Origin of the sequence: Embleya scabrispora (assembly GCF_002024165.1) — a bacterium.
Lineage (GTDB): Bacteria > Actinomycetota > Actinomycetes > Streptomycetales > Streptomycetaceae > Embleya > Embleya scabrispora_A.
Genome location: NZ_MWQN01000001.1, coordinates 4,351,960 through 4,364,074, shown reverse-complemented (window position 1 = coordinate 4,364,074; position 12,115 = coordinate 4,351,960). Strand labels below are relative to the sequence as shown.

The window sequence follows — 12,115 nt, the reverse complement described above, 5'->3', positions numbered from 1 at the left end:
ACCGCCCGGCGGTGCGGGCCGCCGGGCCGGGCGTGACCTACCGCTCAGCGGACCGTGACCTCGATGTGGTGGTGGCCGGTGGCCCCGTCGGGGATCACGTCGGCCGACCTGTCGGTCTGGACCGCGCCGGTGCCGTCCGTGGCGCGCACCCGCAGGGTGTGCCGGCCCGGGGTGGCGTCCCATGTCCACCGGTATTGGCGCCACGTGTCGGTGGTGGTCTGCGGGGCGAGTTCGGCGGGCTGCCAGGGGCCGTCGTCGACCCGGATCTCCACCGCGGTGATGCCTCGGTGTTGGGCCCAGGCGACGCCTGCGACCGGGACGGGGCCGGCGCGCAGGTCCGCCGCGTCGCGGGGGGTGTCCAGCCGGGACTGGGTCTTGATCGGGGCCTGGCGGGCCCAGCCGAGCCGGACCCAGTAGGCGCTGAACGCGGCGAACCGGGTCACCTCGATGTCCACGATCCACTTGCACGCGGACACGTACCCGTACAGGCCCGGCACCACCATCCGGACCGGGAAGCCGTGCCTGATCGGCAGCGGCTCGCCGTTCATCGCGTACGCCAGCATCGCGTCGCGCCCGTCCATGACCTCGCGCAGCGGGGTGCCGATGGTCATCCCGTCCGGCGAACGGGAGACGATCTGGTCCGCGCCGGGCCGCACCCCCGCCTCGCGCAGCAGGTCGGCCAGCGGGGTGCCCAGCCATCGGGCGTTGCCGATCAGGTCGCCGCCGACGTCGTTGGAGACACAGGCGAGGGTGATGTCCCGCTCGATCGGGAAGCGGGCCCGCAGTTGCTCGTAGCTCAGCCGGATCTCCCGGTCGACCATGCCGTGGATGCGCAGTTCCCAGTCCTCGGCGCGCAGTTGCGGCACGGTGAACGCGGTGTCGATCCGGTAGAAGTCCCCGTTCGGGGTCAGGTACGAGGTCAGCCCCGGCGCGACGAAGCCGGCGCCCGCCGGGGCCGCGGCGCTGATCGGCCGGGGCAGTGTGCCCGCGACGCCGGCCCGGGACTTCTCCGCGTTGAAACGGGCGTGCTGGAGCATCCGGCCGCCGAACCCGGCCAGCGCGGCCGCGGCGGCGGCGCCGACCACGAGTACGGTGCGGCGCGCGGTGTCCGGGGCGGGTTCGGCCACGTCGTCCTCGGGCGCGACCGGCAGCGGGCGGGCGAGCGGCCGGCGGTCGACCAGGTCCGGGCGGGTGAGCAGGACCAGCGCGAGCACCCCGAACAGCGTGCCGACCAGCGTCGGCGCCAGGTCGGCGGCGCGGTACGAGGGCCGGTCGGCGGCGGTCCACGCGGCGAAGCCGCCGAGTGCCAGGACCCCGGCGACGCCGTAGCGCAGCCGGCGGGCGGCCAGCACCCCGAGGCCGGCCGCGAACAGCGCGAGCAACACGGCGATCACGGTCAGCAGGAACGCCTTGTCGCCGGTCCCGAAGGTACGGATCGCCCACTCGCGCGGCCCCGTCGGCGCCCGGTCGGTGACCGCCCCGCTGATCGTCACGAACGGCGTGGCCTCCGGCCGGACGAACGCCGTGACCGCCTCGGCCACCCCCACCGCGACCGCGGCCGACACCACGCCGACCACCGCGGCCCTGATCCCGCCGGCACGCCGCACCACGCCCACCTCACGCTCGATATCCGCCTCCCCTCATCCTGGCGCCCCCACCCGGGCCGCGGCCGATTCGCCTGCTTACCGTTGTGTGACGAAGCGTCGGCGGCCCGGCGGCCGGAAACCCGCGGGCTTGTTGCGAATGCCTTGCAATAAGCTTGATCGGTTCGTGTCGCCGCCGTCATGGGGAGTTGTCGTGAGCACCGCCGATCGGGAACGGGTCATGTCCGACGCAGAGCTGATACGGGCCTGGGTCGGCGGGTGGGCGGTGGCTCGGGCGGTGACCGCGCCGGTCGCGGTGGACGGCGGGTATCGGCTCGACGTCGGACTGCCCGGGCATCGGGTGCGCTACGTGTTCTTCGACCCGGACCGGCCGGCCGAGGTGGTCCGGGCCCGGGCCGAGCCCGGCACCTGGATCAAGACCCTCGCGCCCGTCGAGCGGGTGCGGCCCGCGCTCACCTCCGCGTGGACCGTGGGCGAGCCGGAGTACCCGATGACCGGGCCGCTGCGCCGGCAGTCGGTGCGGGCGCCGGCCGGCTACACGGTCGAGGTCGAGACCCGGGACGAAACGACCTTCGGCCGGCTGCTCGCCGCCGACGGCGCGGTCGCGGCCCACGGGCGGATCGGAGTCACCGGGGACACCGCGGTGGCCGACCAGATCCACACCGACCCCGCGCACCGTCGGCGCGGCCTGGGCAGCGTGATGATGACCGTGCTCGCCGACGCCGCCGCCGCGCGCGGCGCCCGGACCGGGGTCCTGGTCGCCACCGCCGCCGGGCGGGAGTTGTACCGCACTCTGGGGTGGACCCAGCACGGCGTGCTCACCGCCGCGTGGATCCCGGAGCCGACGCAGGCCGCCGAGCCCGCGCCGGAGCCCGCCTCCGCTCAGCCGCGCGCCGCCAGGTAGGCCCGCTTCACCTCCGCCCACCGCTCCCGCTCCTCGGGGGTCGACCGGCCGCGCAGCTCGGCGAGCTTGAGCAGGTTGGCCTCCGCGTCGGTGGTCAGTGTCTGCGCCTCCGCCGCGTAGTGGTCGTCGAGCAGCCGCTCGACCTCGGCCGCGTCCAGGACCGGCAGGATGCGCTCGGCCAGCTTGTTGGTGTCCCGATACGAGCCCTGGAGCCGGAACGGCGGTTCGGTGCGTGCCGCCTCGGACTGCGCGGCCGAGGCGATGTAGGCCCGGTTCGCCGCGAGCACCGTCTCCACCACGTGCAGCAGTCGGCGCAACACGGCCAGGACGCGGTCCAGTTCGGTCGCGTCGTACGGGTGCGCGAGCCGATCCGGGCGCACGGTGTCATCGCCGCGGGCCAGCCGGATCAGCAGGTCCAGATCGGCCCGGTCGCGCCCGGCGATCGGAGCCAGGATCGGGTTGGCGGTCAGCGCGTTCTCGATGTGGCTGAGCGCGAACAGCTCCTCGCGGCCGCCGAGTACCTCCCCCAGGTTCCACACGTCGGCCCGGTTGGCCAACATGTCCGGGATCCGGAAACGTGCGCCGGACTCGGTGTACGGGTTGCCGGCCATGCACACCGCGAAACGTTTCCCGCGCAGGTCGTAGCTGCGCGACTCGCCGTCGCGCACGCCCTCGATCCGCCGCTGCGCGTCGCACAACGAAACGAATTTCTGGAGCAGTTCGGGCGAGACGTGCTGGATGTCGTCCACGTGCAGCAGCACGTTGGCGCCCAGCTCCAGGGCGAACCCGATCTTGTCCACCTCGCGCCGCGCGGCGGCGTCCGGCGCGGCGGCCGGATCCAGGGACGTGGTGCGCGCGCCGAGCGCGGGGCCGTCGATCCGGACGAACAGCAGGCCCAGTCGGGCGGCGACGTACTCCATCAGCGTGGTCTTGCCGTAGCCGGGCGGGGACAGCAGGAGCAGCAGCCCCTGGCTGTCGGTGCGCCGGTCCGGCCCCGCGGCGCCCAGCTGTTTGGCCAGGTTGTCGCCGATCAGCGGCAGGTAGACCTCGTCGATCAGCCGGTTGCGAACGAACGCCGACATCACCCGGGGGGTGTACGCGTCGAGCCGCAACCGCTCGCGGGCGGCGGCCAGCAGGTCGGCGCGCCGGCGCTGATACGCCCGGTACGCGGGCACGCGGACGCGGTGGAACTCGTCGGTGCGCACCAGGAATTCGTCCAGCCGCAGCTCCAGCGTGCCGCCGCTCGCCACGCGCGGGTGCGCGCCCAGCAGGCCGGTGACGGTGGCGCCGATCGGGGCGTCGACGTGGTGTCCCTCCAGCGCCGCCCCGCACACCTCGACGGCGATCGCCTCGGCCAGTTCCGGGGGCGGGCCGGTGTCGAGGCGGGCGGCGTAGGCGCCGAGCCAGGCGCCGACGAGCTGGTGCCGGGCGGCCAGGTCGCCGTCGAGGGCGCGCAGATCCTCGGCGAAGTCCTTGGCCGCCGGGGCGTCGTCGCCGCCGAGCCGGGCACGGAAGCCGGTCAGGAGTGTGCGGGCGACCGCGCCGGTGACGAAGCTCGTGCCGCCGGCGGCCAGTTCCTCGAACAGGTAGGCGCCGATCGTGGTGCCGGGCGCGGTCGGCGGGGCGAGGGTCTCGGTCAGGAACCCGGTCGCCCGCTCGCCGAGTTCGGCGGCCAGGTCGGCGATGGCGGGGATCGGGCCGAAGGTGTCCCTGGCCCGGCCGAGCGACTGGGCCCGGGTCGTCCAGGCTTGCCGGGCGTCGGCGGCGACGCCGTGCGCCCAGTACAGCCGGCCCGCGGCCCGTACCTCCGGCGCGAACCGCAGCAGCCCGGCCCCGGCGCGCAGGCGCAGGACGGCCGCGAGCAGCGCGGCGGCGTCCCGGTCGTGCACCCCTCGGTCGTAGCCCTCGCCGGGACGGGACAGCGCGATCCGGCGTACCTCGGCGAGCAGTTCCTCCGCCGGCAGCGCGTCGATCGGGCGACCCTCAGCCTCCGCGAGTACCACCGCGGCGAGGTATTCGGCCCGGTAGACCTCGGGCGACTCGGAGCTCAGCGGCTGGTCGTGGAAGACGCGATGGGCCGCGGGCAGCGGCTCGCGCACCACCTCGCGGTAGTCGGTGCCGGTGATCGCGAACGCGAGGGTGTCCCCGTGCGGGACGAGGGTCAACTCGATCGGGCGGTCGTGCACCGCGAACCGGTGCCGGCCGAGCCGTACGGTGCCCGCCGCGTCGTACAGTTCGGCACGGTCGCGCAGGGCCCGGACGGCCTCCTGGCGGGCCGCGGTGAGCCGCCCCTCCAACTCGCCGGCGCGGACCGGGTCGCCGAGGCGGCGCAGTTCCCCGGCCGTGGAGCGGACCTTGCCGACCAGGGCGTCGGAGGCGAACCAGGTGTTGATCTCGTCGATGCTCGCGAGGGTGGGAATCCGGCGGGTGATGGTGGTGAGGACGCGCTGTGCGGAGTCGGCGAGGCGGCGGCCGTGCCGGGCCCGCTCGTCGAGCCGGGCCTGCTTGCGGGCGGAGAACGCGTCGTGGACGCGCTCGCGTTCGGCGCCGATCCGGGCCAGGTGCTCGTCGAGCGCGCCGAATCCGGCCTCCAGGTCCTCGATCCGGGCCAGCAGCCGGGCCAGGTGTTCGTCACACTCCTCGGGCGTCTCGGCGGCGGCCAGCGCGCCGACCACGGTCTGCTCCCACAGCGCCATCTCGGCGGCGAACTCGGCGCGCTGCTCGGCGTCGAGCAGGTCGCGGCGGCGCGCGTCCAGGGTCGCGCGAGCCCGGTTGATCCCGCCCAGGACCTCGCCGATGCGGGTCAGGATCGTGGTGCGCACGCCGGCGTCGGTGCCGTCGAGGGTGCCGACCACCTCGGTGACCACGCGCAACCCGTCGGCCTGTTCGTCGATCCGGGCGGTCAGCGCGCCCGCCTCGGCCACGGTGGCGGACGCGGCGGCCTCGGCGGTCGATTCCTCGACGATCCGGTGGGTGGCCGCGAAGGCGTCGTCGTCGGCCAGGAACGCCACCGCCCGCCGGCCCGCCTCGGCCAGTGCCGCGACCAGCCCGGCGTCCGCCTCGGCGAGCGCCTCCGCGTCCACGTAGCGGATATCCCGCAGGCTCGCCAACCGGCCCTGCGCGTGCCGCAGTTCGCCGAGCTGCCGGACACAGGCAGTGGCGCCGTCCGGCACCTCGCCCCGCACCCGCCGGATCAGCGCCGTGCTGCTCGCGACCGCCTCGGCGAGCGTGTCGGCGGCAATCCGGCGCAGGTCCAGGACCCGGCGGAACTCCTCGACGACATCCGCGGCGGCGGCGCGCACGGTGGCCAACGGTTGGGCGAGGGAACCGAGTTCGGCGTCGCCGAGCCAGTGGTGGGTGTCCTCGACCCGGGCCGCGGCGGCGGTGATCGCGGTGAAGACGGCGGTCGTCGGCGCCGTCTCCTCGGCCATCGCGGCGATCGCGAGGCAGTCGGCGATGCCGCGGACCAGTTCCGGGTTGCCGATCCGGGCCAGTGGGCCGGTGCCGGGCGGGCGCGCCGCGGCGTACGCGTCCGAGGTGTACGGCGTGTCCCACACCTGGACGGTGTGCGTGCGGGTGGGTTCGGCGTCGACGACCCGCAGGATCGCCATCGTGCCGTCCGCGAAGAACGCCCGGCCGTGCCCGACGATCGGCGCGGCGACCTCCTCACGGATCACGTTGTAGGACAGCAGCGTGGTGCGGCCCTCGGCCCGGGCGTGGAACACGTACAGCACGTCCTCGCCGTTGGGCGAGCGCACCGTAGCCTCGAACTCCGCGTCGGTGGTGTCGATGTCGAAGGTGCGCGCGCCGCCCGTGCTCGGGTGATAGCCGCCGGGGAAGACGATGCCCTGGTCGTCGGGCAGACGCCGGCAGGCCGCCGCGATGCCGTCGAGGCGGCGCACCTCGGCCGTGCGCGTGTTGTACACCAGGTGGCGCGGGTCGCTCTCGTTGTACGGGCGCACCCGAACCAGCAGCAGCGGTCCGACCCGGGCGTGCGCGACCTCGGCGTCGGCCAACGACTGGAGCGGGTCGTCGAGGGGCTCCGCGTAGACGCCCTCGGCGGTCTCGGTGTCGTTCTCGGCCTTGACCACGAGCCGGCCGCCCGACGTGGCCAGGTACAGCGTGTCGGCGATCGCGATGTGCGGATGCCGGCCCGGGACGTGGTCGGCGCGGGTGCTCGCGGTCCAGGCGAAGTCGTACGCGTCCGGGAAGACGTGCTCGCGCTCGCCCTGCGCGTCGAGGTAGGCGGGGGCGCCGTCGGGGCCCAGTCGCCAGCGCAACACCCGGATGTCGGCGAGGCGTTCGCCGACCCGGAAGACCGCGAGCAGATGGGTCCCGGTGTCGCGCAGTTGCAGCAGCCGGGTGTCCCGGAAGTAGCGGTACAGCTCGGTGAGGTCCTGCCGGAAACGGGCGTCGTCGAGCAGGCCCGGGACGGCGTCGGTCGGGGCGGGCGCGAAGCCCTCCGGGGTGCGCCGGTACAGCGCGAACACGTCGGCGGGCCCCACCTCGCCATCGAGCCCGCCGTCGGTGCTCCAGCCGGCCAGGAGCAGGCCGCCGACCTGGACGATGTCCCGTGCCACCACGGCCCGTTCGGTGTGCAACCGGTGGGTACCGGTCAGCTCCACGGCGCCGCCCCCGTAGGTGCGCACCCGGCGCTCGTTCAACGTCCGGGCCCGGATGCCCAGTTCGCGGGCGGCGGCGAGCAGTCGGTCGCGCAGCACCTCGTAGGTCCCGGGTTCGGCCTCCGGGCCGGCCTCCTGGCTGCTCATGTTCGGGTCGACTTCCTTGTCCGGCACGGTGATCGCGCGGCCCCGCTACTTGGCCAGGCCGTTGAGCCGGGCCGGGGCGGTCAGGTCGGCGAGCCGGGTCTCGCCCAGCCCGCCGGCCCGGACCGCGTCCAGCAGGCCCTGGAAAGTGGCCGACTGCGGTCCGCCGCCGGCGATCAGCGCGCCGAGCGCGCCCGCGAGGGTCAGGTCGCGCACGCCGCCCGAGCCCAGGCCCGCGGCCAGCGCGCCGAGGTCGTCGACGAACGTCGAACCGTTCGGGTCCAGCCAGGAGGCGGCCATCGTGCGCACGGTGTCGGAGCGGTCGACGAAGGCGTCCACGCTCTTCCCGGCGGCCATCGCGCCCACGATCCGGTCGAAGAACACGCTGTCCCCGCCGACGATGTCGATCTTGGCGTTCTCCAGGCCGGTGGCCAGCACGGTGGCCTGCGCCTCGGCGATCCGCCGGTTCACCTCCAGGCCGGCGAGCCGGATCTCCTTCTCCGCCTCCAGGCGCAGTCGGTACTCCTCGTGCATCCGGCTCGACTCGTCGAGCGCGGCCATCGCGGCGGCCTTCTCGGTCAGGCCCTCGGCCTCGCCCTTGAGCCGCTCGCGCAGGCCGTCGGCGCTCGCCAGCGCCTTCTCGCGCGTCACCGCGGCCTCGGCGTGGCCGCGCTTGGACACCGCCTCGGCCATCCGCTCGGTCACCTCCGCCTCGGCAAGGCCCACCGCGGCGGCCTCGGCCCGCTTGCCCTCGGCGGCGCGGATCGCGGCCTGGGTGTCCAGTTCGGCCGACTTGCGCCGGGCCTCGGCCATGGTGAGCTGCTCGGCCGCGCGGTGTCCGGCCGACTGCTCGGCGGCCTCGGCCGCCTTGATGTCCTTGACCAGTCGTCCCTGGGCCTCGCCCTCAGCGAGGATGATCCGGGCCTGCCGCTCGCGCTCGGCCTCCTCGACCATCCGCAGCTTCTTGATCTCCTCCTCCTGCGCGGCCACCGTGCGCTCGACCGCGATCCGCTCGCGGATCACCTCGGCGATGTCCCGCTTCTCCGCCTCGACCTCCTTGTCACCGGCGATCCGGCGCAGCTGGGTCTCCCGCTCGCGGGCGATCACCTCCAGAAGGCGGTCCTTCTCGATCCGCTCGTTCTCCACCGCGATCACCCGCTCGCGGTTCTTCTGCGCGACGGCGACCTCGCGCTCCCGGTTCTCGTTCTGGATCCCGAGCGTTTCCTCGGTCTTCATGTGCGCCGATTGCGCGCGCAGCCGCTCCTCGGCCTGCACCCGGGAGGTCTCCGCCTCCTCCCGGGCGCGGCTGATCTCGATCTCGCGGCGCTGCTTGATCTCCGCGTCGGCCTGGCGGCGCTCCAGTTCGAGTACCGTCTCGCGGGCCTCGACGTTTTGCCGGGTCATCTCCTTCTCCTCGGTGCGCTGGTACTCGTTGGTGCGCACGTGCTCGATGGTGGTCAGCTCGGTGATCTTGCGAATGCCCTGGGCGTCCAGGATGTTCGCGGCGTCGAGTTGGCTCATCGGGGTCTGTTCGAGGAAGTCGATCGCGGCGTCGTCGAGGTGGTAGCCGTTGAGGTCGGTGCCGATCACCGCGAGGATCCGGTCCCGGAACTCCTCGCGCTTGGTGTACAGGTCGACGAAGTCGAGTTGTTTGCCGACCGTCTTGAGCGCCTCGGCGAACTTGGCCGCGAAGAAGTCCTGGATCGCCGCCCGGTCGCTGGCCCGGTCCGCGCCGATCGCCTGGGCCACCTTGATCACGTCCTCGACGGTCTTGTTGACCCGGACGAAGAAATAGATGTGGATGTCCGCCCGGATGTTGTCCCGGCAGATCAGCCCCTCGCGCCCGGTCCGGCGGATCTCGATGGTCTTCACCGAGATGTCCATGGTCTCGGCCCGGTGCAGCACCGGCAGCACCACGGCGCCGGTGAAGGTGACGTCGACCGTGTTGGCCTTGGAGATGATCAGGGCCTGGCCCTGCGAGACCTTGCGGTAGAGCCGGGTCACGGCGAGGAAGACGACGAGCACGACGAGCAGGACGACGGCGACGAGCACGCCGATGCCCACGGTGATGGCATCCATCAGTGAAATCCCTTGGTCGAACGGGACGTTGGGAACCGCACGGGCAAAGCCGCGCGGCGGCGGACGGACAGGGCGCAGGACGGGCGGGCGAGGCGGCGGGTGGGCGCGTGCGCGTGGACCGGCTCGGGGCGGCCGGGGGCACGGAGGGGGTCAGCCGGTGACGCGGTCCGGGTCCAGCGCGCTGTCGAAGCGGGTGACCCGGAAGAACTCGCCGGCGACGTCGTAGTCGAAGATCAACGCGGTGCTGCCGGAGACCAGCCCGCTCTCGTCCGTGCGGACCTGGAGGAGCGCGGTCGAGCCGTCCTCGGCCCGAACCTCGGCCTGACCGAAGTCGTGACCCACCCGACCGGTCCGGATCAGGCAGGTACGACCGACGAAGTCGGCCCGCAGGGACGGCCGTTCGGCCTTCAGGAAGCGGCGGCCCAGCGCCCGCGCGAGGCGCGCGGCCACCCATCCGGCACCGAGCGCCGCGGGGAGCGCCGCGGCGCGCAGCCACCACCGCTCGGTCAGCGCGGTACCGACCAGGCAGCAGAACCAGGTCACGGCGATCGCGATCGAGATCGTCACCGTGACCGGGACACCGGCGGTGTCGCCCGGGCCGTGGTCCCCATGGCCCCCGTGACCGTCATGACCCCCGTGGGCCCAGTGCCCGCCATGATGACCACCCCCGGAGCCGCCATGGCCCACGGCGACACCGCCGATCAACACCAGCAGCCAGTAGGCCGCCACCACGACGAGCGCGAAGCTGAACAGGACGGCGGGAAACGCCAGTGCCGCCCGCACGAAATCCCCCACCGTCCCACCCCCTCGGCCTGTCGTGCGCCGTCATGGTGGCACCGCCGCGGATCCGCGCGCATTGCCGGAAGCCGGCAGTGTTGGTCGCCCCTTGACGTCCGATCCGCGACCCGGGAAAAGCCAGGTCAAAGGGGAGTGCCCGGCCAGCCCAGGACGCGGGCGCCGAGCGCCGCGGTCTCCAGCGTGTAGCGCTGCAACGCGTCGCCCGGGTCGTATCCGGTCAGCGTCCGGATCCGCTCCAGTCGATAGGACAGCGTGCGTACGCTGATCCGCAGCCGGCGCGCGGCCTCGGCGTTGACGTAGCCCGCCGCCGCGCACGCGGTGATCGTCTCCAGGAGCGGGGCCGCGCCGCCGCGCGCGTGCACCAGCGGTCCGAGCGCGGTGCGCACCAGATCGGCCATCGCCGCCCGGTCGCGCAGCAGTACCGGGAAGACCAGCAGCTCGGCGGCGTCGAGCACGGGACCCGGCAGGTCCAGCCGCTCGGCCAGGTCGAGCGCGCCCAGCGCCTCCTCGTAGGACAGCACGACGCCGCCCGCGCCCGGGTGCGATCGGCCCAGGGCGACCCGGTCGACACCCTCCCGGCCGCCGCCACCGGACCAGGTCGCGTACTTGGCGAAGGCGGCGAGCACCGGCCGCTCGTCGTCCGGCGCGATACACACCAGTCGGCCGCCCTTGGTGGTCAGCAGCACGTCGCGTTCGCCGAATCGGCCGATCAACTCGCGCTCGACCCGGCGCACAAGCGGGTGCGCCTCGTCGTACACCACCGCGCCCACCGCCACCGCGACCGCGTGCGCGCGGGCCAGCCGCAGCCCGAACCGCTCGGCGCGCTCGGCGAGTCGGCCCGGGTCGCTGCGGCCGTACAACAGGTCGTCGATGAACTCGCGACGGGCGGCCTCCTCCTGGCGGACCGCCAACCGCTGGGCCCGCTCGTGGCCGGCGCCCAGCGCGGTGATCGCCGCCTCCGAGGCGGTCAGCACCGCCTCGCCCGCCCGGGCCGCCTCACCCACGCTCCCGGCGCGGGCGACGCCCGGCAGGGTGGTCCACACCCGGCGGGTCTCGCACAGGTACAGGTCGACCAGCGCGCGCCAGTGGTGTCCGGCCTCCGCGGCCCGCTCGCCGAGATCGGCCAGCACGTCCAACTCGGCGCGGCGCAACAGCCGCCCGGTGATCGAGATCTCGCCGAGCAGTTCGGCCCAGTCGTGCACGAACTCGGCGGGTATCCCGTCGTCGCTCTTCACGCCTTTCCCCCGTACCCCGTGGCCCCGCTTCGCTGCCGGGAATCCGGCACGAAGACGCTACCAACCCTGCCGGATCCCGGCAGGAATGGACGGATGCGGGCAGCCGGGAGCGGAGGTGGTCAACCGATCAGCTCGGACACGATCGGGGCCAGTGCGCGAAACGCCTTGCCCCGGTGGCTGATCGCGTTCTTCTCGGCGGCGGTCAATTCGGCGGCGGTGCGGGTGTCGCCGGCCACCTGCAGGATCGGGTCGTAGCCGAAGCCGCCGGTGCCGCGCGGCTCGCGGGTCAGCGTGCCCTCGAACCGGCCCTCGACCACCCGCTCGGTGCCGTCGGGCAGCGCGAGCGCCGCCGCGCACGCGAACCACGCCTCGCGGTGTTCGTCGGCGATGTCGGACAGTTGGGCGAGCAGCAGCCGCAGATTGGCCGAGTCGTCGCCGTGTGTACCGGCCCAGCGGGCGGAGAAGATTCCGGGCATCCCGTTGAGCGCGGCCACGCACAGGCCCGAGTCGTCGGCGATCGCCGGGAGTCCGGTGGCCCGCGCGACGGCGTGCGCCTTGAGCAGCGCGTTGGCCGCGAAGGTGAGCCCCGTCTCGGGCACGTCGGGGACATCGGGGTAGGCGTCCATCCCGACGAGTTCGACGTCGAGTCCGACGGCCGCGAAGATCTGCTGGAGCTCCACGACCTTGTTGGCGTTGCGCGTGGCGAGTACGAGACGGCTCATGGCGCAA

The 12,115-nt window shown here is 73.9% G+C and carries 7 protein-coding genes; 1 reads left to right on the top strand and 6 read right to left on the bottom strand.

The window, feature by feature from the left end:
- Positions 1-44 precede the first annotated feature (44 nt).
- The gene (locus tag B4N89_RS19245; protein ID WP_235618693.1) at positions 45-1,607 is read right to left on the bottom strand and encodes a molybdopterin-dependent oxidoreductase; all 1,563 of its coding nucleotides are present in this window, start codon (positions 1,605-1,607) and stop codon (positions 45-47) included.
- A 190-nt stretch (positions 1,608-1,797) separates the two neighbouring features.
- Here B4N89_RS19245 and B4N89_RS19240 point away from each other — a divergent pair, with 190 nt between their 5' ends.
- Positions 1,798-2,508: a GNAT family N-acetyltransferase gene (locus B4N89_RS19240; RefSeq protein WP_235618692.1), complete on the top strand. Its 711-nt coding sequence runs from the start codon at positions 1,798-1,800 to the stop codon at positions 2,506-2,508.
- Here the strand turns inward: B4N89_RS19240 and B4N89_RS19235 are convergent.
- The 5 genes from B4N89_RS19235 to rdgB all read right to left on the bottom strand — a co-directional run bounded on the left by B4N89_RS19235 (position 2,487) and on the right by rdgB (position 12,108).
- Entirely contained in the window at positions 2,487-7,277 is a 4,791-nt protein-coding gene (locus tag B4N89_RS19235; RefSeq protein WP_078979462.1) for a DNA repair ATPase, read from the bottom strand. The genes B4N89_RS19240 and B4N89_RS19235 overlap by 22 nt on opposite strands.
- A gap of 45 nt (positions 7,278-7,322) precedes the next feature.
- Positions 7,323-9,353 carry an SPFH domain-containing protein gene (locus tag B4N89_RS19230; protein ID WP_078977074.1) on the bottom strand — a complete coding sequence of 677 codons (2,031 nt, stop codon included), beginning with the start codon at positions 9,351-9,353 and terminating at the stop codon, positions 7,323-7,325.
- A gap of 150 nt (positions 9,354-9,503) precedes the next feature.
- Positions 9,504-10,148 carry a hypothetical protein gene (locus B4N89_RS19225; RefSeq protein ID WP_078977073.1) on the bottom strand — a complete coding sequence of 215 codons (645 nt, stop codon included), beginning with the start codon at positions 10,146-10,148 and terminating at the stop codon, positions 9,504-9,506.
- Between the two features lie 125 nt (positions 10,149-10,273).
- Positions 10,274-11,386 carry a PucR family transcriptional regulator gene (locus B4N89_RS19220; RefSeq protein WP_078977072.1) on the bottom strand — a complete coding sequence of 371 codons (1,113 nt, stop codon included), beginning with the start codon at positions 11,384-11,386 and terminating at the stop codon, positions 10,274-10,276.
- Between the two features lie 119 nt (positions 11,387-11,505).
- Positions 11,506-12,108, bottom strand: coding sequence for an RdgB/HAM1 family non-canonical purine NTP pyrophosphatase (rdgB, locus tag B4N89_RS19215; protein WP_078977071.1), 603 nt, complete (start codon positions 12,106-12,108; stop codon positions 11,506-11,508).
- Between the last annotated feature and the right edge of the window lie 7 nt (positions 12,109-12,115).

What these genes read in the sequence shown, in the direction of transcription:
- rdgB (WP_078977071.1), bottom strand. Translation starts at nt 12,108, where the DNA reads ATGAGCCGTCTCGTACTCGCCACGCGCAACGCCAACAAGGTCGTGGAG.
- B4N89_RS19235 (WP_078979462.1), bottom strand. Translation starts at nt 7,277, where the DNA reads ATGAGCAGCCAGGAGGCCGGCCCGGAGGCCGAACCCGGGACCTACGAG.
- B4N89_RS19230 (WP_078977074.1), bottom strand. Translation starts at nt 9,353, where the DNA reads ATGGATGCCATCACCGTGGGCATCGGCGTGCTCGTCGCCGTCGTCCTG.